This is a genomic window from Stenotrophomonas ginsengisoli, from assembly GCF_001431485.1.
Classification (GTDB): domain Bacteria; phylum Pseudomonadota; class Gammaproteobacteria; order Xanthomonadales; family Xanthomonadaceae; genus Stenotrophomonas; species Stenotrophomonas ginsengisoli.
Genome location: NZ_LDJM01000044.1, coordinates 1 through 20,458 on the forward strand (window position 1 = coordinate 1; position 20,458 = coordinate 20,458).

At 67.6% G+C, this 20,458-nt stretch carries 24 protein-coding genes; 10 read left to right on the forward strand and 14 right to left on the reverse strand.

All coding sequences use genetic code 11. The features are described from left to right. On the reverse strand, positions 1-255 hold a 255-nt coding region (locus ABB30_RS14015), incomplete at its 3' end, for an MFS transporter (protein ID WP_161808864.1). A gap of 204 nt (positions 256-459) precedes the next feature. Between ABB30_RS14015 and ABB30_RS14020 the strand changes: the two genes are divergently transcribed. The 6 genes from ABB30_RS14020 (at position 460) to ABB30_RS14045 (ending at position 5,460) form a co-directional block, all read left to right on the forward strand. Next, entirely contained in the window at positions 460-1,263 is an 804-nt protein-coding gene (locus ABB30_RS14020; protein ID WP_057638934.1) for a GntR family transcriptional regulator, read from the forward strand. Next, complete coding sequence (locus tag ABB30_RS14025; RefSeq protein ID WP_057638935.1) at positions 1,260-2,531, forward strand: aconitase/3-isopropylmalate dehydratase large subunit family protein; 1,272 nt, start codon at positions 1,260-1,262, stop codon at positions 2,529-2,531. The genes ABB30_RS14020 and ABB30_RS14025 overlap by 4 nt, the downstream gene beginning before the upstream one ends. Next, a complete protein-coding gene (locus ABB30_RS14030) occupies positions 2,528-3,025 on the forward strand; it encodes a LeuD/DmdB family oxidoreductase small subunit (RefSeq protein WP_057638936.1) in 498 nt (165 codons plus the stop codon). Before ABB30_RS14025 ends, ABB30_RS14030 begins: the two co-directional genes overlap by 4 nt. Beyond that, positions 3,022-3,870: a hypothetical protein gene (locus ABB30_RS14035; RefSeq protein ID WP_057638937.1), complete on the forward strand. Its 849-nt coding sequence runs from the start codon at positions 3,022-3,024 to the stop codon at positions 3,868-3,870. Before ABB30_RS14030 ends, ABB30_RS14035 begins: the two co-directional genes overlap by 4 nt. A 158-nt stretch (positions 3,871-4,028) precedes the next feature. After that, positions 4,029-4,601: a porin family protein gene (locus ABB30_RS14040; RefSeq protein ID WP_057638938.1), complete on the forward strand. Its 573-nt coding sequence runs from the start codon at positions 4,029-4,031 to the stop codon at positions 4,599-4,601. Positions 4,602-4,887: 286 nt separating this feature from the next. After that, positions 4,888-5,460 (forward strand): OmpO family porin, encoded by a 573-nt coding sequence (locus ABB30_RS14045; RefSeq protein ID WP_057638939.1) that lies wholly within the window; start codon positions 4,888-4,890, stop codon positions 5,458-5,460. Between the two features lie 507 nt (positions 5,461-5,967). On the opposite strand, the gene ABB30_RS14050 is transcribed toward ABB30_RS14045, so the two are convergent. The 5 genes from ABB30_RS14050 to ABB30_RS14070 form a co-directional block, all read right to left on the reverse strand. Beyond that, the gene (locus tag ABB30_RS14050) at positions 5,968-6,993 is read right to left on the reverse strand and encodes an NAD(P)H-dependent glycerol-3-phosphate dehydrogenase (RefSeq protein ID WP_057638940.1); all 1,026 of its coding nucleotides are present in this window, start codon (positions 6,991-6,993) and stop codon (positions 5,968-5,970) included. A 17-nt stretch (positions 6,994-7,010) separates the two neighbouring features. Beyond that, complete coding sequence (gene secB, locus ABB30_RS14055) at positions 7,011-7,538, reverse strand: protein-export chaperone SecB (protein ID WP_057638941.1); 528 nt, start codon at positions 7,536-7,538, stop codon at positions 7,011-7,013. A 100-nt stretch (positions 7,539-7,638) separates the two neighbouring features. Continuing rightward, positions 7,639-8,076 (reverse strand): rhodanese-like domain-containing protein, encoded by a 438-nt coding sequence (locus ABB30_RS14060; protein WP_057638942.1) that lies wholly within the window; start codon positions 8,074-8,076, stop codon positions 7,639-7,641. Positions 8,077-8,124: 48 nt separating this feature from the next. Beyond that, entirely contained in the window at positions 8,125-8,550 is a 426-nt protein-coding gene (locus tag ABB30_RS14065; RefSeq protein ID WP_161808865.1) for a hypothetical protein, read from the reverse strand. Continuing rightward, positions 8,547-9,002: a YiiD C-terminal domain-containing protein gene (locus ABB30_RS14070; protein WP_057638944.1), complete on the reverse strand. Its 456-nt coding sequence runs from the start codon at positions 9,000-9,002 to the stop codon at positions 8,547-8,549. The genes ABB30_RS14065 and ABB30_RS14070 overlap by 4 nt, the downstream gene beginning before the upstream one ends. A gap of 62 nt (positions 9,003-9,064) precedes the next feature. Between ABB30_RS14070 and ABB30_RS14075 the strand changes: the two genes are divergently transcribed. Genes ABB30_RS14075 through ABB30_RS14085 form a run of 3 tightly spaced genes read left to right on the forward strand, consistent with a single transcriptional unit; the run spans position 9,065 to position 12,178 of the window. Next, the gene (locus ABB30_RS14075; RefSeq protein ID WP_057638945.1) at positions 9,065-9,871 is read left to right on the forward strand and encodes a uroporphyrinogen-III synthase; all 807 of its coding nucleotides are present in this window, start codon (positions 9,065-9,067) and stop codon (positions 9,869-9,871) included. A 55-nt stretch (positions 9,872-9,926) separates the two neighbouring features. Next, positions 9,927-10,904, forward strand: coding sequence for a uroporphyrinogen-III C-methyltransferase (locus ABB30_RS14080; protein ID WP_057638946.1), 978 nt, complete (start codon positions 9,927-9,929; stop codon positions 10,902-10,904). Then, entirely contained in the window at positions 10,901-12,178 is a 1,278-nt protein-coding gene (locus tag ABB30_RS14085) for a heme biosynthesis protein HemY (protein WP_057638947.1), read from the forward strand. The genes ABB30_RS14080 and ABB30_RS14085 overlap by 4 nt, the downstream gene beginning before the upstream one ends. Before the next feature lie 71 nt (positions 12,179-12,249). Here ABB30_RS14085 and ABB30_RS14090 read toward each other — a convergent pair whose 3' ends face one another. Further along, entirely contained in the window at positions 12,250-13,530 is a 1,281-nt protein-coding gene (locus ABB30_RS14090; protein ID WP_057638948.1) for an acetyl-CoA C-acetyltransferase, read from the reverse strand. A 104-nt stretch (positions 13,531-13,634) separates the two neighbouring features. On the opposite strand from ABB30_RS14090, the gene ABB30_RS14095 reads away from it, so the two are divergent. Further along, positions 13,635-14,522 (forward strand): hypothetical protein, encoded by an 888-nt coding sequence (locus ABB30_RS14095; protein ID WP_057638949.1) that lies wholly within the window; start codon positions 13,635-13,637, stop codon positions 14,520-14,522. A gap of 97 nt (positions 14,523-14,619) precedes the next feature. Here the strand turns inward: ABB30_RS14095 and ABB30_RS14100 are convergent, their stop codons facing one another. The 7 genes from ABB30_RS14100 to ABB30_RS16530 all read right to left on the reverse strand — a co-directional run. Further along, the gene (locus ABB30_RS14100; RefSeq protein ID WP_057638950.1) at positions 14,620-15,234 is read right to left on the reverse strand and encodes a superoxide dismutase family protein; all 615 of its coding nucleotides are present in this window, start codon (positions 15,232-15,234) and stop codon (positions 14,620-14,622) included. An 11-nt stretch (positions 15,235-15,245) separates the two neighbouring features. Next, positions 15,246-15,827: a superoxide dismutase family protein gene (locus ABB30_RS14105; protein ID WP_057638951.1), complete on the reverse strand. Its 582-nt coding sequence runs from the start codon at positions 15,825-15,827 to the stop codon at positions 15,246-15,248. Positions 15,828-15,872: 45 nt separating this feature from the next. After that, complete coding sequence (gene ntrC, locus ABB30_RS14110; RefSeq protein ID WP_057638952.1) at positions 15,873-17,318, reverse strand: nitrogen regulation protein NR(I); 1,446 nt, start codon at positions 17,316-17,318, stop codon at positions 15,873-15,875. Beyond that, positions 17,315-18,358, reverse strand: a complete 1,044-nt coding sequence (locus ABB30_RS14115) for a two-component system sensor histidine kinase NtrB (RefSeq protein WP_057638953.1) — start codon at positions 18,356-18,358, stop codon at positions 17,315-17,317. Before ABB30_RS14115 ends, ntrC begins: the two co-directional genes overlap by 4 nt. 50 nt (positions 18,359-18,408) lie before the next feature. Next, positions 18,409-19,152, reverse strand: coding sequence for an N-acetylmuramoyl-L-alanine amidase (locus ABB30_RS14120; protein WP_245626515.1), 744 nt, complete (start codon positions 19,150-19,152; stop codon positions 18,409-18,411). Between the two features lie 318 nt (positions 19,153-19,470). Beyond that, positions 19,471-20,025, reverse strand: coding sequence for a hypothetical protein (locus ABB30_RS15890; protein ID WP_211263494.1), 555 nt, complete (start codon positions 20,023-20,025; stop codon positions 19,471-19,473). Positions 20,026-20,130: 105 nt separating this feature from the next. Next, positions 20,131-20,458: hypothetical protein (locus ABB30_RS16530; RefSeq protein ID WP_161808866.1), on the reverse strand; the 328-nt coding region annotated here is incomplete at its 5' end.

Sequence of the window (20,458 nt, forward strand, 5' to 3'; positions counted from 1 at the left end):
GGCGATGCTGGCCACCTGCGAATAGGCCACATACAGGATGGCCAGCAACACGCTGCCGAACAGCACCAGCGCGCGCACCCCGACGCGGTCGATCAAGGCACCGATGAAGGGTGAGAGCAGCGCGGCCAGCAACAGGTTGAACATGTCGCGGAACTTCAGCGCGCCCCGGCTCCAGCCGAACTCGTCCAGCAATGACGCATCGAAGGCGGTGATGCCGGTCATGGTCATGCCATTGGAAATGGACAGCATGATCATGGCCACCACACAAATGACCCACGGGTAACAACGCTTCATCCGCACCCCTTCAAGTTGCTGGAACAGCTGCACCTCTTGTCCGGACAAACAATGCCACAGGGCTTCCTGCCAGCGCTACCCAATCCGGCACTTGGCAGACCATACCTTTCTAGTTATATAGATATATCATTATCATCTTACGTGACTGGCCACAGGGCCCTGCCCATGGATCTGTACGACACCACCACCATGCAGGGCCTGCTGCGCCGCGACCTGCACACGCCGCTGTACCACCAGTTGCGCTCGTTCCTGCGCGACCAGATCCAGCGTGGTGAACTGCGTGACGGCCAGCAGCTGCCGCGCGAGGAGGACCTGGCCAGGCGGCTGGGCATCTCGCGCGTGACCGTGCGCCTGGCCCTGGCCGAGCTGGCCGAGGAAGGCCTGCTGGTGCGCCAGCGTGGCCGTGGCACACGCGTGACCCATGGCCGTGGCCGCTCACCGGCCAGCAACGGCCCGCCGCCGCTGCGCAGCCCGCTGTGCGAGTTGATCGACAACCTGGACACCCTGGCCGACAACACCCAGGTACGCCTGCTCAACTGCCAGCGCAACGTGCCGCCGGACCCGGTCCGCCAGGCCTTCGGCCTGGACGAGAACGACAGCCTGGTCAACTGCGTGCGGGTGCGCTCGCGCCACGGCCAGGCCTTCGGCTACTACACCAGCTGGACCCGCACCACCCACCCGGATTTCAACGCCGAGCAGCTGGCCCGGCACTCGCGCATCGACCTGTTCCGCCAGTGCGGCCTGCCGATCGTGCGGGTGGAGCAGAAGATCTCGGCCATGCGCGTGGATGCGGTGCCGGCGATCTACCTGCAGATGCAGCCGGGCCAGGCCGTGATGACCCTGGAACGCCGCTCCTTTGACCGCGATGGCCAGCTGCTGGACCTGCTGGAAATCCAATACCGCCCCGACCAGCTGCGCTATCAAATGCGCCTGGATCACACCCCTGACCCGATGGAGAGCTCTGCTTGAGCGCCACCCTTGCTGAAAAGATCCTGGCCCGCGCCTGCGGCCAAGCCACCGTGCGTGCCGGCGAGATCCTCACCGCGCGTCTTGACCTGTTGATGATGCACGACTCCGGTGGCCCGCGCCGGGTCGCCGGGCGGCTGGAAAAGCTCGGGGCCTCGGTCTGGGACAAGGACAAGGTGGTGGTGGTCTCCGACCACTTCGTGCCGGCCGTGGACATGGAGAGCGCGGACATCCTCGCCCTGACCCGCAACTGGGCGCGCAAGGCCGGTGTCACCCACTACGACATGCTCGGCATCTGCCACGTGGTGCTGCAGGAAAACGGCCATGTGCAGCCGGGCATGTTCTGTGTCGGCGGTGATTCGCACTCGCCCAGCGGCGGCGCCTTCGGTGCCTTCATGGTCGGCATGGGCGCCACCGACATCACCGGCGCCCTGGTCACCGGCGAGGTCTGGCTGCGCGTGCCGCAGACCACCCGCATCCAGATCGACGGCCAGCTGGCCGATGGGGTCAGCGCCAAGGACATCATGCTGATGCTGTGCGCCCAGCACGGCATGGGCAACGAGGGCCAGGTGTTCGAGTTCGGCGGCAGCGCGATTGCCGCCCTGCCGATGCACGAGCGCCTGACCCTGTGCAACATGGCGGCCGAACTGGGTGCGGAAACCGGCATCGTCGAACCCGATGCGACCACCCTGGCCGCACTGGAAGCGGCCGGCAAGCCGTTTACCGGTGACATCAGCCAGTGGCGCAGCGATGCCGACGCCGCCTACGCCGCCGTGCACCGCTACAACGCCGCCGACATCACCCCGTATGTGGCCGCCCCGCACAGCCCGGCCAACAGCCGCCCGGTGGCCGAACATGCCGGTGTGCGCGTGGACCAGGCCTACATCGGTGCCTGCACCGGCGCCAAGCTGGAAGACCTGCGCATGGCCGCACGCGCCCTGGCCGGGCGCAAGGTGGCCAAGGGCACGCGCCTGCTGATCGCCCCGGCCTCGGTGGCGATGACCAACCAGGCCGCCGCCGAAGGCACCCTGGCCACGCTCACGGCTGCCGGCGCGATCCTGCTGCCGTCCGGTTGCGGTGCCTGTGCCGGCATGGGCGCAGGCATGCTCAGTGCCGGTGAAGTGTGCATCTCCACCACCGCACGCAACTTCAAGGGCCGCATGGGCTCGGCCCAGGCCGATGTCTACCTGGCCTCGCCGTACAGCGTGGCCGCCGCCGCGGTGGCCGGCCACATCATCGATCCACGCGACCTGTTGGGAGAAAGCGCATGAACGTGCGCGGCAATACCTTTGTCTTCGGCGACCGCATCGATACCGACGTGCTCGCCCCCGGCCCCTACATGCGCGAGCCGATGAGCGTGCTGGCCAGCCATTGCCTGGAGGCAGTGGATCCCAGCTTTGCCAGCGAGGTGCGCCCGGGCGACATCGTGGTCGGCGGTGAATCCTTCGGCATCGGCTCCTCGCGCGAGCAGGCGGTGCAGGCCCTGGCCGAGCTGGGCGTGGGCGCGATCATCGCCAAGTCCTTTGCCCGCATCTTCTACCGCAATGCGCTGAACCTGGGCGTGCCGGCCCTGGTCTGTGCCGACCTGGAGGCCGCCCGTGGCGACGATCTGGAAGTGCTGCCGGTGGAAGGTCGCATCATCAACCACAGCAGCGGCCGCGAATTCTCCTGCGAGAAGATCCCGCCGCAGCTGATGGAAATCGTCGCCGGTGGCGGCCTGATGCCTTGGCTGGAGCGCAAGTTGGCCGCGGAGCGCGGGCAGTGAGCGCGCTGCCGCAGGGCATCATCCATGCCACCCTGATTGCCCCGGACCTGGCCGCCTTCTGCACCGCCTACCAGCAGCAGCTGGCCATGCAGCTGCACGCACAAGGCACGCTGCCAGCAGCGGAGGCCGCCATCCTCGGCCTGCCCGCGCTAGCCGGCGCGCCCCAGGCTTGGCTGGCCAACAGTGCCGGCGTACCGGTGCTGCAGGTGATTGAAGACCCCACCGCGGTGGTGGCCGAGCCGATGTTCCGCCACGGCTGGCTGTCGCTGGAAATCCTGGTCGGTGACATCGATACCCTGGCCGCCGGCCTGAACGCCCCGTTCCGCGTGCTTGGCGCCGCCGCCAACCTGGAACTGAGCGATGCCATCCGCGCCGCCCAGGTGCTGGGCCCGGCCGGCGAGCTGCTGTACCTGACCCAGATCAAGGACCAGGTGCCGCCGTTCGACCTGCCGATGACCGAAGACACCGTCGCGGCCACCTTCATCGGGGTGATGACCACCCCCGACCGCGCCGCCTCCCAGGCCGCCTGGGCCAGCCTGCTGGGCGCACCGGGCTGGGCCTTCGAGACCAAGATCACCGTGCTCAACCGCGCCTACGGCAAGCCGCTGGAAGGCCGTTACCCGGTGGCCGTGGTGCCGATGCCGGGCCAGTGCATGGTCGAGATCGACCAGGTGGAACTGCCGGCTGCCGCGAGCGTGCGCCATGCCGGCGTGCACAGCCTGGCCCTGCGTCTGCCGCTGGTCGATGCCGCACAGTTGCAGGCCAGCGGCTGGCGCAGCGCCGGTGACCCCGCACAGCGCGGCTGGATCGGCCCGGCCGGCGAGCACGTGCAGCTGCTGGCCTGAGCCCGCCTGTGGACGCGGTCACAGCCACACTGCGACCGTGTCCACGCTCTGGCACATACGCGGCCAGAGCCGCCGCAACTCGATGCTAGATTGCCGCCCTTCATGGATCACCGCTGCCGGCCCAGATCGCGCAGCCCCAACCAAGAAGGCGTACCGGGATGTACAAGACCCTGCTTGCGGCCAGCCTGCTGGCCACCCTGCCGTTCACTGCCAAGGCCAGTGACAGTCTCTCCTATACCTATGTCGAGGCCGGCTACACCTACACCGATACCGACAATGCCAGCGCCGATGGCTTCGCCATCAAGGGCATGGCCGCGGTACACCCCAGCGTGCACCTGTTTGCCGACTACAGCCGGCAGAAGGTCGACGATATCGAGGTGAAGGTTGACCAATGGCGGGCCGGCATCGGCTACAACCACGAGCTCAGCTCCACCACCGACCTGCTGCTGCGCGCCAGCTGGCTCGGCTTCCGCCCCGAATACGGCGACAACGCCAACGGCTATGCACTGGAACTGGGTGGCCGCCTGTGGGCCAGCCGCCACTGGCAGGTCGAAGCGGTGGCCGGCTGGGAAGACTATTCCGAGTCGGCCGGGTTCGACCCCAAGGGCGAGTTCTACGGCCGCCTCGGCGCCCTGGCCCAGTTCAACGAGTACTGGGGCCTGAGCGCCCAGGTGCGGCTGGGCAAGCATTCGTCCAGCGAGTGGTTCATCGGCCCGCGCGCCAGCTGGTAAGCCACTGCCGGCGGCTATGGCGCCGCCTCGACCGTTGTTGCCACCACCCGCCCTGTGCGGGTGGTGTGCTGTGTGCCGCCCTACAACCGGCCTTTCCAGCGTCACTGCCCCGGCAACGCCACGGGTAAAGCCACGGTGAAAAGTTCCCGCTGGCGCCACCTTATTTATGTACTGGCAAGTTTGGTATTCAGGGGGAATTTGGCTCGTTTATGCCTAAATCCTTCCACCGGTCCGGAAAGGCACGCCCTTCCGGATCGGACTGAAACCATAAGGAAGGTGTATCGATATGAAGACCGCTGTCATTGCCCTGAGCCTGGCTGCCATTGCTCCGTTCACCGCTGCTGCGGCTGACGGCCTGTCCTACAACTATGTTGAGGGCGGCTATGTGGCCACCGATTCCAAGGGCGGCGATGCTGATGGTTTTGGCCTGAAGGGCTCGGTTGCCGTGCATCCGAACTATCACCTGTTTGCTGATTACACCAATCAGGAAACCGACCTGGGCAAGGTCGATGTTGACCAGTGGCGCATCGGCGCCGGTTACAACCGCGGCATCAACCCGACCACCGACCTGGTCGCCCGTGCCGCTTACCAGAAGTTCGACCCGCAGTACGGCCCGGACTTCAACGGCGTCAGCGCCGAAGTGGGCCTGCGCTCCAAGCTGCACCCGGTGGTGGAAGGCTATGCCTTCGCCGGTTATGAGGACTACAGCAAGAAGCACGGCATCAACCCGGACGGCGAGTTCTACGGCCGCGTCGGTGCGGTGGCCAACATCAACGCCAACTGGGGCGTGACCGGTGAGGTCAAGCTGGCCAAGGCCGGTGCCCGTGAGTGGTTCGTCGGCCCGCGCTTCAGCTGGTAAACCGCGCAAGAAGGCGCGGCGTCGACGCCTCTCTCCCGTTGCCGCTGCGCACCCCGGCGGTGGGTGCTGGAACCTCCCCCTCCAGCCCCGCCGCCACTGCCGGAGTCTCCCTCCCCGAGCAAGCAGGACTCCGACAGGAAAAAGCCCGGCCCCCGCGCCGGGCTTTTTCGTGGCCGGAACCAATGCCGGCCAATCAGCACTGACAGCCCTGCATCCGGGCATCCGGGCATCCGGGCATCCGGGCATCCGGGCATCCGGGCATCCGGGCATCCGGGCATCCGGGCATCCGGGCATCCGCAGGAGGCTCTTCCGCCATCGGCACTGCTGCTGCCAGTGATATGTGGCAGGTGTGCAGTCTTGCGTTGACCATGGCGCGCGCCGGCCCGGCCGGGCAGAGCTGTCTATCCAGTTCCCCGCCGCGCATCCCCGGCCCCGGCCAACAGTGCCGCACAGGCAACAAAAAACCCGGCCTGCGCCGGGTTTTCTGCAAACACCTGCAAGGCCCGGTTACTTGAACAGGGTCTGCGGGTATTCGGCCTTCTGTTCGCGGGCCATCAGCTGCTTCAGGCCATCGGCCGGGCTCAGCTCGCCATGCAGCACGGCGCGCACGGCATTGGAGATCGGCAGTTCGATCCCGTGCCGCTCGGCCTGGCGCATGACCTCGTCGGCGGTCTGGATCGATTCGACCACCTGGCCGATCTCGGCTACGGCCTCGGCGATGCCCTTGCCGCGGCCCAGGGCCAGGCCCAGGCGACGGTTGCGCGACAGGTCGCCGGTGCTGGTCAGCACCAGATCACCCAGACCGGCCAGGCCCATCAGGGTTTCCGGACGGCCACCGATGGCAGCAGCCAGGCGCAGCATCTCGTTCAGGCCGCGGGTGATCAGGCCGGCGCGGGCATTCAGGCCCAGCTCCATGCCATCGGCCACACCGGTGGCCACGGCCAGCACGTTCTTCATCGCCCCGCCCAGCTCGGCACCGACCATGTCGTTGCCGGTGTAGGCGCGGAAGGACGGCCCGTGCATGGCATCGGCCACCAGTTGGGTGAACTGCGCATCGTCACCGTGCACGGTCACCGCGGTGGGCAGGCCCTGGGTGACTTCCTTGGCAAACGACGGCCCGGTGACCACGGCCAACGGCACGCCCTCACCGAACACCTCGCCTGCCACTTCGTGCAGGAAACGGCCCGAACCGGGTTCAAAGCCCTTGGTTGCCCAGGCCACACCGACACCGGCCGGCAGCATCGGCGCCAGCTTGCGTACGGTTTCACCGAAGGCATGGGACGGCACCACCACCAGCACCCAGGCGGCACCGGCCACGGCCTGGGCCATGTCGGTGGTCGCCCGCAGGTTGTCCGGCAAAGCCAGCCCCGGCAGATAGCGCGGGTTCTCGTGGCGGCTGTCGATGGCGTCGATTACGGCCTGGTCACGGCCCCACAACACGGTCGGGTGACCGTGTCGTGCGACCAGACTGGCCAACGCCGTTCCCCAGGAACCGGAGCCCAGTACAGCAATCTTGGCGTGGCTGTCAGTCATGCAATTACCGCGGTTGCTCAGGCGTTGCCGGCCGGCTCGGCGGCAGCCAGACCACCGGCTTCAGCCTCGACCTGGGCCTGACGCTGACGCAGGGTTTCGGCGTACAGGCCTTCGAAGTTGATCGGCTGCAGGTAGAACGGCGGGAAGCCGCCGGCCTGGATCAGCTCGGACACCAGGGTGCGTACGTACGGGAACAGGATGGCCGGGCACTGGGTGCCGAGCAGCACGTCGATGGCCTGCGGCTCCAGGCCGACCAGACCGAAGGCACCGGCCTGCTGGACTTCAGCCACGTAGGCGGTCTTGTCACCGACCTTGCAGGTCAGGGTCACGCCCAGCACCACTTCAAACACCTGCTCGCTCAGGCGCTGCACGCGCTGGTTGAGGTTCAGCTGCAGGTCCGGCTGGGCGTTTTCGCCAAACACGGCCGGGGAATTCGGGGATTCGAAAGAAACGTCCTTGACGTAGATCTTCTCGATGGTGAAGGCCGGGCCGTTGGCGGTGTTTTCAGCCGGGGCGGCGACGCCGTTGGTGTTCTCTTCGGACATTTCTTTAGTACTCCGCAACGAATTACTGGGAAGAAGAATCAGTGGATGCAGCAAGGCCTGAAAATGGTGGCGGCAGCGCCAACATACAAGGCCTGTTCAATCAATTACGGCCCTTGACCAATGGCAGGTCGGCCGCGCTCCACGACGGCAGGCCGCCATCGAGCACGTGGATCTGTTCAAAACCGGCCTTCTTCAGGGCCTTGGCGGCGCTGATCGAGGCCAGGCTGGTGCGGTCCACCAGCACCACCGGCTGCTGCTTGGCATTGGCCACCAGCTTGTGGGTCGGGCCGAACTGCTTGGCCTGCACGTTGCGGCTGCCGGCAATGTGGCCCTTTTCAAAGTCGGCCGGGGCCGACAGGTCGATGACCACGGCATTGCCGGCATTGACCAGCTGGGTCAGATCGGCCGGCTTGATCGCCTTGAAACCACGGAACAGGCGGGCGATCTCGGTGTACACAAGCGCTACGGTCAGGCCCGCCAGGGCCAGCGACAGCATCGGGTTACGGCCTGCAAAGGCCATCAGCTCTTCAACGTTCACTGACAGTCAATCCAAAAATGGGCGTCGATTGTCGCACAAGCCATGCTTTCACCGCTCCGGCCACAGGTCGGGCAGGCCCGAGTCCAGTTTCCAGCTGCGCAGTTCCGGCATCCAGGCCCAGTATTCATCCACCACCACGCTGCGTTCGGCCTGGGTGTGCACGTTGATCAGGCTGACCTCGGCGCGTATGCGCAAGCGGCCATCGGCCTGCAGGTTGCGCGAGCGCTCGCGGTAGCCGCTGATGCGCACCTGCTCCCAACGCCGGCGCTGGAAGTCATCCAGTCCGGCCAGCGAGGCGGTGCCCAGGAACGGCTCGCGCTCCTCCATCTCGCCCCAGCGCATCGCGTTGGACCAGGCCACATGCACCTGGTCAAAGCTGCGCATGGCCTTGCGCGGCGGCTCGGCCGCCAGCAACAACGCCGGCAGCAGCAAGCCTGCCAGCAACAACGCTCCCCGTACCCACTGCCTGCTCATGCCGTCACCCTGGCCTTGGCCACAAAACGTCCCGTCATTGTCGCCGCCGGCCGGCCATCGGCCAGGATCTGCGCCTGCAGCTGGATGCTGGCGTGCCCGCGCGTGGCAAAGCGCTGCAGGAACACCTCCCAGCTGGCGTCTTCGGCACATTGCGCGGTGGCCTGCAGGTCGCCATACAGCGGGGCCAGATAGCGCACCTGGCTGTCGGCCACATACACATCGGCCTGCAGGCCTGCCGCCTCCAGCTCCAGGGTGGCCAGGCCCCAACCGGACAGGGTCAGGATCGAGGCCAGGCTGCCGCCGAAGGCATTGCCCTTGTCATTGAGGTTGGCCGCCAGCGGCGCGGCCAGGCTCAGGCGGTGCTGGACATGCTCCACCACCGTGATCCCCATTGCCGCTACCGGTGGCATCGCTGCCAGGGTGGCGCCCAGTCGCGCCAATCGCTCGTGCATGCTGCTATCCCGAAAACATGAAGACGCTGGCCAGTACGGCCCAGCCCCGCATAATGCCGGCAATGAGCGCGCACGCAAATCTTCCCGCCCGCTGGACCCTGCTGTCGCTGCGTCCACGCGGCCAGCACGGCTCCCTGCGCCAGCTGGCCCGGGCCCACGGCGGCCGCCTGCTGGCCTTGTCACCGTGGGTGATCGCCCCCTGCCACGACCCGGCCACCGCGCAGCAGCTGCAGCGCGCCCTGGCCTGCCCGCAGGTGCTGTTCACCAGCCCGGCCGCGGTACAGGCCGCCAATGCCCTGCTGCCGCTGGCCGGTGCCGGTGCCGTGCAGCACTGGCTGGCCGTGGGCCAGGGCACCGCCAATGCGCTGCACCAGGCCGGGATTGCCCAGGTGCAGTCGCCGGCGCGGATGGACAGCGAAGGCCTGCTCGACCTGCCCGGCCTGCGCGATCCGGCCGGCCAGGCCATCGGCATGGTCAGTGCACCGGGCGGGCGCGGCATCATTGCCGCCACCCTGGCAGAGCGCGGGGCGCAGCTGCAGCTGGCCGAGGTCTACCGGCGCAAGCCCCTGCCCCTGCGCGGACGCCAGCGCGCGCAGCTGGCCCGGCTGCCCGCCGCCAGCGTGCTGGCCCTGAGCAGCGGCAAGGCCCTGGAGCAAGTCTGGGCCCAGCTTTCCGCGCCCCAGCAGCAACAACTGCGCCGGGCCAGCGTGGTGGCCGCCAGCGCGCGCCTGGCCGAACAGGCCCGATCCCTGGGCTTTGCCGACGTGCGCCAGGCCAGCAGTGCGATGCCGGCCGACCTGCTGGCCAGCTGGCTGCAGCGGCCGCATCCGGCCGGCGCGGAACTTGCGGCCGGCCCGCTGCGGGGGTGATGCTTGCAGCACAGGCCCGGCCTGCCCCTCCCCTCGGTACTGACGTGTCGTAGCAATGAGCGATCCTTCCGCCACGCCCCCGGCCCCCCGCAACCGCTGGCTCTGGCCCACGGCCGCCGGCCTGGTCATCCTCGGCCTGGCCGCCGCCGGCGGCGGTTACCTGCTGCAGCAACGCCAGCAGGCCCATGGCCTGGCCACCCAGCTGCAGCAGCAGGTCGGCGCCCTGGAACAGAGCCTGCAGGCCCTGCGTGCCGACCAGCGCGCCAATGCGCGTGCCCTGCAGGATGCGGCCAGCGGCAACCGCCTGCTGCGCGATGAAGTGCTCGGCCTGTCCCAGCGCAATGCCCTGCTGGAGCAGAACGTGGCCCGGCTCAGTGCCGACAGCCGCCAGAACCTGCTGGCCCTGCGCCAGGACGAGGCCGAAGTGGTCCTCGGCCAGGCCCTGCAGCGGCTGGAATATGGCCATGACCTGGACGGCGCCCGCCGCCTGTATGCCCAGGCCGGCACCCTGCTGCAGGACCTGGAAGGCCCGGGCCTGCTCGACCTGCGCCAGGCCCTGCTGCAGGAGGAGCGCACCCTGCAGGCACTGGGCGAAGACCCGCGTCTGGCCCAGTCCCGGGCCCTGGATGACGTGCTCAAGACCCTGCTGACCATGCAGCACCAGAGCGCAGCGAGCACCCCGGAACAGCTGCAGTGGTGGCAACGCCTGCTCTCGCCACTGGTGGAGATCCACCCCAGCGATGCCAGCGTGCTGCTGGCCGATGCCCAGCGCGTGCACGCCCTGGACGCCCTGCAACTGGAAGCCGGCCTGGCCCGCGCCGCGCTGGAACGTGGCGACCAGCAAGGCTGGGCACGCGCCCTGCAACGCATCAATGACTGGGTGGTGCGGCTGTGGCCGGCCAGCCCGGCCCGCCAGCGCCAGCAACAGGCGCTGGAACAGATGCGTCAGGCTCCCCTTTCCCTGAACACCGCCGAGCTCGGCTCGACCCTGCGCCAGATGCGCCAGTTGCGCCACGGGAGTACCGCCCAATGAAACTTTTCCGCGCCGTTCTGGCCCTGGTCCTGGTCTGCGTGCTGGTCGTGGCCGGGGCCCAGTGGCTCAACGACCCCAGCCTGCGCCGCTTCGGCCAGGTCATCGTCCAGGCCGGTGGCAACGACTACGTGGCCACCCTGCCCAAGGCCGGGCTGTTGCTGCTGATCGCCGCCCTGCTGCTGTGGCTGCTGTGGACCCTGCTGGCCGCCCCGTTCCGGGTCTGGCTGCGCTTCCGCCGCAAGCAGGCCCGGGCCCGCCTGATCGATGGCCTGACCGCCCTGCACCACGGGCGCTGGCTGACCGGCGAGAAGCTGCTGCTGTCGGCCGCCGATGAAGCCGAGGTCGGCCCGGTGGCCCTGGCCGCCGCCCTGCGCGCCGCCGACAAGCGTGGCGATGAAACCGCCGCGGCCCGCCATCTGCAACGCCTTCAGGAAATCGACCCGCTGCGCCATGCCCTGCTGCAGGCGCGCCGGCTGCTGCTGCGTGGCCAGGCCGAAGATGCCCTGGCCCTGCTCGACAACCCCGTCCTGCAACCGCTGCCACCGCGTGGCCAGGTGCTGCGCCAGCGTGCCCTGAGCGCGGCTGGGCGTGCCGATGAGGCCTATGGCCTGCTCGGCGCCCTGCGCAGCCAGCAGGCCCTGCCCGCAGAACAGCTCACCGCCCTGGAAGCGCCGCTGGCCAGCCAGATGCTGCTCCAGGCCAGTGACCTGACCACCCTGGCCGAGCGCTGGGAAGCCCTGGCCAAGCCGCTGCGCCAGGACCCGCAGGTGGCCGCCGCCTATGCCCGCCAGGCCAATGCACTGGGCTGGCCGGAGCCGGCCGCACGCGCCCTGGAGCACGCACTGGAAGCGCAATGGTCCCCGCAGCTGTTGCCGCTGCTTGATGAAATTGATGCCGGCGGCGACCCGGACGCGATGACCGCGCGCCTGCAGCGCCTGCTGCAGCAGCACCCCGACGACCCGCAGCTGCTGCTCAGTGCCGGCCAGATCGCCCGCAAGCAGCAGCAGTGGCCGCGTGCCCATGAACTGCTGCTGCAGGCCATTGCCGCCAATGCCGGCAGCCCGGCCTGGGAAACCCTGGGCCAGGCCTACGCCGAGCAGGGCCTGCACACCCAGGCCAGCACCAGCCTGCTCAACGCCCTGCGCCTGCGCCGTGGCCAGCCTCTGCTGCCGCTTGAGGACGGCAACTCTGCCTTGCCCGCGGATGAGTCGGACACGGCCGTGGAACAGCGCGATGCACATGGCCTGCCGCGTCTGGATGGCCCGCAGGCCTGAGCCGGCCACACCGTGCAGGCAATGAAAAAGGCGGCCGATGGCCGCCTTTTTCGTTCACCGTTGCGCTGTGCTCAGCGCTCGAGGATGGCCACCACGCCCATACCGCCGGCGGTGCAGATCGACACCAGGGCACGGCCACCGCCGCGCTGGGCCAGCTGCTTGGCGGCAGCGGCAATCACCCGGCCACCGGTGGCGGCAAACGGATGGCCGGCCGCCAGCGAGGAGCCCATCGGGTTGATCCTGGCCGGGTCGATCGCGCCCAGCGGGGCGTCCAGGCCCAGGCGGTCGCGGCAGTACTCCGCGCTTTCCCAGGCACGCAGGGTGCACAGCACCTGGGCGGCAAAGGCCTCGTGGATTTCGTAGATGTCAAAGTCCTGCAGGCTCAGGTTGTTGCGCTTGAGCATCTCGGCCACCGCCACGGTCGGGGCCATCAGCAGGCCTTCGCCGTGCACGAAATCCACCGCCGAGACATGCGCATCGCGCAGGTAGGCCTGCACTTCAAGGCCGTTGTCGGCCGCCCACTGCTCGCTGCCCAGCAGCACCGCCGAGGCACCGTCGGTGAGCGGGGTGGAGTTGGCCGCAGTCAGGGTGCCACGGCCGGAGACCTTGTCGAAGGCCGGCTTCAGGGTGGCCAGCTTTTCCAGGTTGGTGTCCGGGCGCAGGATGTTGTCGCGTTCCACACCACGGAACGGCACCACCATGTCGCTGAAGAAACCGGCCTCGTAAGCAGCGGCCAGCTTCTTGTGCGAAGACACCGCCCAGGCGTCCTGGTCCTCACGGCTGATGTTCCACTGCTTGGCCATGTCCTCGCAGTGGGCGCCCATGCTCTTGCCGGTGCGCGGCTCGGCCACGCCGGGGAATTCGGGCTTGAGTTCGCTGAACTTGAAGCCGCCGATCAGGGCCTTGATCTTGTCGCCGGTGGTCTTGGCGCGGTTGGCAGCCAGCAGGCGGCCACGCAGCTTCTTGCCGTAGACGATCGGCACATCGGAGGTGGTGTCCGAGCCGCCGCCGATGCCCGATTCAATCTGGCCCAGGGCAATCTTGTTGGCCACGGTGATGATGGTGTCCAGCGAGGTGCCGCAGGCACGCTGCAGGGTGATGCCCGGGGTCAGCGGCGACAGGCCCGAGGACAGCGCGGCCTCGCGGCCCAGGTTCCAGTCCGAGGGGTGCTTGATCACCGCGCCCATGGCCACCTCGCCCAGCTGCTTGCCGTGCAGGCCATAACGCTCCACCAGCGCGCCGAGCGTGCGCACGCTCATGCCCAGGTTGCCGACATCCGAATAGGCGGTGTTCTGGCGACAGAACGGAATGCGGACACCGCCGATGATGGCGACACGACGTGCATTGGACATGGGAACACCTGGCAAGGAAGTAGGGCAACGACCCCTGCACACCACGTGCAGGCATAATGGTTGAAGTGTAGCTGTACGCCCCCGTAGGGGCCAAGACTGGAGCCATGAGCAATCACTTCCCGAAAGACCATGCCCTGGGCCTGCTGGCCCTGGAACTTGCCGGTGGCGATGCCCCGCAACGTGCGGCGCTGGATACCGACGCAGCCGGTGCCCTGGCTGCCCTGGTCGGCCGCGATCTGGCCAAGTTGGTGCCGCAGGCACCTGAATTGGACTTCGTGTTCGCAGCCGCGCATTTCGACCCGGCCGAAGTGCTGCGCCCGGGCTGGGCGGTGCACCGCCGTTTTGCCGACCTGCAGCAGCGCGCGCCGGGCAAGGACGAGGGCCCGCGGGTGCTGGCCTTCGGCACCGATGCCAGCGGTGAAGTGCCGATGCCGCTGCAGGCCAACCCGGACCTGACCGGCGGCGGCCTGCGCGTGGTGCCCTTCCTGCTCTCCGGCAGCGATGCGGCCACCGTGGACAGCGTGCGCCAGGCGCTGGAAGAAGTGCTGCTGGCCAACGGCATGGCCCAGCCGGACACCGCCCTGCAGGCGCAGAACGCCTTCGGCGCCAAGATCGAGCACGCCCGCTATTTCACCGTGCACGACCTGGCCGCGATGATGGCCATGCAGTACGACAACCAGGGCCTGGGCGCGCTGTGGCCGCTGATCGAGACCGCCCTGCTGGCCGCTGACCAGGAGCAGTGGCTTGATGCTGCCCCCGAACCGCTGCTGCGCTACGCCCATGGCGAGGTGCGCATGGCCCTGTTCGACCCGGCCAGCTGGTGTGCGCACTACAACCACGAACGTGGCGAGTGCGACCGCCTGACCCGCGTCTACGAGCAGTTCCTGATGCGTCAGCGGCAGATGGCCGCGGTGCTCGAAGCCCATGGCCTGGACGTGCTCTACGTGCATGTGCGCAGCGGCCAGGATGCCCGGCAGATGCTCGGCCACTGAGGCCAGCTACGCGCAAGGCAACAAAAAACCGGCCGCCAAGCCGGTTTTTTGTGGGCAGTGGCCAGGGCCGCAAAACTCCCGGCCCGGCAACACCGGCTCAGCCGGCGTTTTCGATCACCGCACAGGCCAGGCGGGCGCCGGCATTGCCGGTGGGCTGGCTGGCGTAGTCATCCGGATCGGCATGGATGATCAGGCCACGGCCGAGGATGTCGTTGCTGCCGCCATCGCCCAGGGTGGCCTGGGCGGAGAGCTGGCCATCGACATTGGCCACGCCGTTGGCATCGGCCACCAGGTTGGGCATGTCGCCGGCATGGTGAGCCGGGGCATCCATGGCGCCGTGCTCGGCGGCGGACGGATTGAAATGGCCACCGGCGCTGCTGCCATCGCCGGCACTGCAGTCGCCCTTTTCATGGATGTGGAAGCCGTGCTCGCTGCCGGCCTTCAGGCCGCTGACGATGCCGGTGACCTGCAGGCGGTCGCCCAGGCGGCGGATCATCAGCTCACCGCTGACCTGGTTGCCGGCGGTCGGCTGCAGGCGGGCAATGGCCACGCTATCCTCGCCCGGGTGGCCTTCATGGCCCTCGTGGCTGCTGTGGTCACCGGCCTCGTTGGCCGCCGGCGGCGGCGGCGGTACCGGGCTGGCCGGCTCCTGGTTGGGGCTGCAGGCCGCCAGCAACAGGGCGGCGACGGCAAGGCTCAGGGTATTGCGCATGGTGTTTCTCCTCAGGATTGACGAGCCTGGCGGATCACCCCGCAGGCCACACGGGCACCGGCATTGCCGGCCGGCTGGCTGCGGTAGTCATCGGCCTGGCTGTGGACGATCAAGGCGCGGCCGAGCACATCGTTGAGGGCACCACCGCCGAGCACGACCCCGCTCAGGTAGGTGTCCACAGCCACCCGCCCGGCCGCATCGGCCTGCAGGTTGTCGATGTCGCCCAGATGGTGCGGCGGCTGGCCATGGCGGCCATGGTGGCTGCCGGTCGGGTTGAAGTGGGCACCGGCGCTGCTGCCATCCACCGCGCTGCAGTCACCGCGCTCATGTACATGGAAGCCGGCCTGCTGATGCGGGCGCAGGCCACCGAGGGTGCCGGTGATGCGCACCCCGCCGGGCTGGCTGACCAGCACCAGGCGGCCACTGACGATGCTGGCCGAGGCCGGGGCCAGGGCCGCTTCGGCCTGCATCAGGGTGCCGACCTGGGCCGGCGCTGCCGTTACCGGTGCTTCCGGCTTGACTGCCGGGGTGCTGGAACAGGCGGCCAGGGCCACTGCGGCCATCACTGCCATTGTCTGGATACGCATCGGCATGTGCCTTTGTTGTTGCTGTTTGCAGGCATGGTAGAGCAAACCGGCTCAGCTCCGGCTGCGGCTGGCACCCAGTTTGCGGGTCAGGGTGTTGCGGCCCACGCCCAGGCGGCTGGCGGCCTCGGCGCGACGGCCACCGGTCAGGGCCAGGGCCACTTCCAGCAGGGTGGTGTCCAGGCGTTCACGGGCCTGGGCATGCACATCGGTGGTGCCGGCCTCCAGCTGCTGGCGGGCCCAGCGCGCCAGCGGGCCCTCCCAGTCCAGGCCACTACCGGACAGGGCCGGGCCGGCCAGGCGCCCGCCACGGGCCAGCGCGGCCTGCACATCCACCGCATCGATGGTGTCGGCCACGGCCAGTGCGGCCAGACGCCAGCACACGTTTTCCAGCTCGCGCACATTGCCCGGCCAGTCATGCGCGGCCAGCGCAGCCAGGGCCGGGGCACTGAGACGCTTGAGCGGCATGTCCAGGCGCTGCGCGGCGCGGGCCAGGAAGTTCTCGGCCAGCGCACCGATATCGGCGCGGCGGTCGCGCAGCGCCGGCATGCGCAGGCGCACCACATCCAGCCGGTGCAGCAGGTCGGCGCGGAAGCGGCCCTGCTCCACCAGGGCTTCCAGGTCCTGGTGGGTGGCAGCGACCACGCGCACATCGACATGGATCAGCTCGCGCCCGCCAACACGGAAGAACTCGCCCTGGGCCAGCACCCGCAGCAGGCGGGTCTGCAGCGAGGCCGGCATGTCGCCGATCTCGTCCAGGAACAGGGTGCCGCCATCGGCCTGCTCGAAGCGGCCGACATGGCGCTTGTTGGCACCGGTGAAGGCACCGGCTTCGTGCCCGAACAACTCGCTTTCCAGCAGCTCGGCCGGAATCGCAGCGGTGTTCAGGGCCACGAACGGGCCATGGGCCCGCGGCGATTCACGGTGCAGGGCATTGGCCACCAGCTCCTTGCCGGTACCGGTCTCGCCGTGGATCAGCACCGACAGCGGGGCCTGGGCGAGGCGGCCGATGGCGCGGAACAGGGCGCGCATCGGCTCGGTATCGCCGATCAGCTGCGGCGGCCCGGCCACGTTGGCCGGTGTTGCCGGTGCCTCGGCCAGCGGGGCCAGGGCCGGCTCGCGCTGGGCCGGCAGGGCGCGCCGGGCCAGGGCCACGGCGTCGTCCAGGTCAAACGGCTTGGACAAAAATTCATGCGCCCCGCCCCGGAAGGCACCGGCGGTGCTGGCCACATCGGTGTAGGCGCTCATCACGATCACCGGCAGCTGCGGGTGCCCGGCCTTGAGCTGCTCCAGCAGCTCCAGCCCGGACTGCCCCGGCATGCGCACATCGGTGAACAGCAGGTCCGGCACCTGGCCGCTGTGCAGGGCCGCATCCACCGCTGCGGCGCTGTCAAAGGCCTCCACCTGCCAGCCGGCCTGGCGCAGCGCGGTGGCCAGCACGAAGCGCACCGAGCGGTCGTCGTCCACCACCCAGATACGGGCGGGCGATTGCAGGCTCATGGCGTCTCCATCACATCAGGGGTCAACGGCAACAACAGGGTGAACACGGTATGCCCGGGGCGCGAGCGGTAACCCAGCGAGCCGGCATGCTCGCGTGCCACCTGCTGGGCCAGGGCCAGGCCCAGGCCGGTGCCCTCGGCCCGGCCGGTGACCAGCGGCAGGAAGATGTGCTCGGCCAGGTCCTCGGGCACGCCACGGCCGTCATCGGCAATGTCCAGGCGCAGCACCAGCGGGTGGATCATCTCGGCGATGCGCGCACTGTGTTCAACCCGGGTACGCAGGGTCACGGTGCTGCTGCCGGCCTGCATCGCGTTGCGCACCAGGTTCCAGATGGCCTGGGTCAAGCGGTCGGCATCACCGATGAATTCGGGAATGGAGGGGTCGTAATCGCGCTGCAGGCGTACCGCCCAGCCGGCCTCGCTTTCGGCCAGCCGCAGCACCCGCTCCAGCACGGCATGGATGTTCAGCGCCGCCTGCGGCTGCAGCGGGCGCGGCGACAGCAGCTGTTCCAGCAAGGTGTTCAGGCGCTCGATCTCGCTGCTGATCAACGCGATCAACTCGCCCTGTTCGGCATCACGCCCGGCATTGAGGCGGGCCAGCAGCTGCACCGCTCCCTTCATCCCGGCCAGCGGGTTGCGCAGCTCGTGGGCCAGGCCCTTGAGCGTGGCATTGAGCGCACTGGGCAGGGCCTGCACCGGGTCGGCCACGGCGAATTCGTCCACCGGGTGCAGCTCCAGCAGCCAGCAGCCCAGCTCGTTGCGGCCCAGCCAGCCCTGGGCAAATTGCGGCGCTTCGCCGGGCAGGGCCAGGGCCAGGCGGTCCAGACGCAGCAGGTCAGCCTGGTCACGCGCCATGAACTGGGCCAGCACCTGCCCTTGCACCTCCAGCGAGGCCAACGGCAGGCCGATCAGGCGGCGCGCACTGATGCCCAGCCAGCGCACGAAGGCCGGGTTGACCCCGCGCACCCGGCCGTCTGTACCGGTCCACAGCAGCGGGGTTGCCAGCTGCTCCACATCAGGTTGCGCAAGGCCCTCGTTCATTGCACCAATATAGTGCAAAGCCTGCCCATCAGGCAGCGCCAGACCCACGCTCAAGGCATCTGCTGCAGCAGCGAATGCAGGATGCGGGCGTCCTCGGCATCGAGCACCGGCGGCAGGGTGTCATCGCCACGGAAGCGGCGGTGGAAGGCGGTGATGGCCGCTTCCGGCTTGGCCCGGTCCACCGGGTAGCCGAAGGTGCGCAGTGCCAGCAGCGGATCAAACCCGGCTGGCGGCAGGCCGTGCTCGGCCTTGGGCCACAGGCCGAAACCTGCCTCGGCCAGAGCCTGCCACGGGAAGAAACGGTTCGGGTCCTGCTTGCGCCCCGGGGCCAGGTCGGCATGGCCGATCACCGCATGACGCGGGATGTTCAGGCGCGTGGTCAGGTCTTCCAGCAGCACAATCAGGGCATCCACCTGCACCGGCGGGAACGGGCTGTCACCGTCGTTGTCGATCTCGATGCCGATCGAAGTGGAGTTCAGGTCACCCAGCGGACCCCAACGGCCCGGGCCGGCATGCCAGGCGCGACGGTTGTCGGCCACCAGCTGGTAGAGGTCACCGTCCTTGCCCAGCAGGTAATGCGAGCTGACCTTGCCGCCACTGTTGGCGGTGCTCAGCGTATGCAGGCTTTCGGCCACCGAATCCTGGTCGGTGTGGTGCAGCACGATCACCACCGGCCCGCGCTCGTTGTGGTTGGGCGAGGCATGCCAGGTGGCCAGCGGGTTGCGCACCACCTGCGGCGAACAGGCACTCAAGCTGGCGATCAACACCAGCGGAAGCAACAGGGTCTTTTTCATCATTGCATTGCAACCGCAGCAGACAAGGGCAACAAGTTACCGAAGTCATGCATCGCCTGCCCCGGCCGTGACAGCGGCAACCATCCCCGGAATCGGTGGCAGACCCGCCCGGTACCGGTGGGCAACCACAAGCCCAGGCCATGCCCATTCGCCGGCAGGGTCATGGCCGACAGCGATGCCATCGCCCGCCATCAGACCGGTTGCCTCTCGCGTGGTGGCAATGCACTTCGGATCACGCCGCAGTCCATCTTGATTCAGGCATATCTGCAGCGATGTAAACAAGGGGGTGTGCAAGTTCTCAGTTCATTCTTTTGATCTTTAGGGAATAACACAAATCGCACTGATAGTTTGATCGGGCTCATCCTCCAAAGGAACTCCCCACCCTGTTATTTCGAGCCCACCATATTCGGCATCAGCATAGAACCATTCATCCACTTCATCGAATTCGAGGCTGGTGAATTCAAGAACACTTGAAACCGAACTTCCCAAGCGACAGCCGCCAGGAAGCGCCCCAGAGTAAACAAGGGCCCCAGCCAAATCACCCGGAAAACTAAAATCATAAACCTTTACAGCAAAAACTACCCCACCCCTAAACACAACAGTCAAGGATGGCAACCCTCTTTTTAGCTCATTAACAACAGAATCATCATAGATATAAAAATGAAAATAAGTTCTATCAGAAAATCTATCATATATCTCGAGCCTGAGAATTGGCGACCCATCAAACTTATAAGTAGAACCGTGATCTCCAACCAAGTATCGCGAAATGACAGACTCAAAATCATTCCTGCAAACGCCAATCGGTATGCCAGCAAGTGCATAAGATGGAATTATTGGCGCATGCCAAGATATAAATAAATCAGAGCACCTCATTACTCATCTCACCTACCTAACCAAATCAAGCGGGCCGAAAAAGCCAGTAGGTTAAAACACAAAATCAGATATAAAATCATGTAAATAATTGGCAATACAGCCAAATCATTCACGACGGGATATTTTCAGGCTATCACATAGCAAGGAACCATAATGGGACTCGCCGGCAGTGAGCAGCTCGATGCTGGTGGCCGTGATGTTGATGTCCTGTGCGGCCACCACATTGCTGGCGATCTGGCTGTAGCTGCCACCGGCACTGAGGTTGACGCTGCCGCCCAGGCTACCGATGTTGCTGGCCACCTGCGACACCTGGGCGCTGTCATCCTCGTGCTGCTGGCGGTGCCAACCGGAGAACTTCTCGGTATCGGAAATCTGCACCGTACCGATGGCCTTGCTCTGCGAGGTGTTGGCGTTGCCCAGCGTGTCGTGGCCA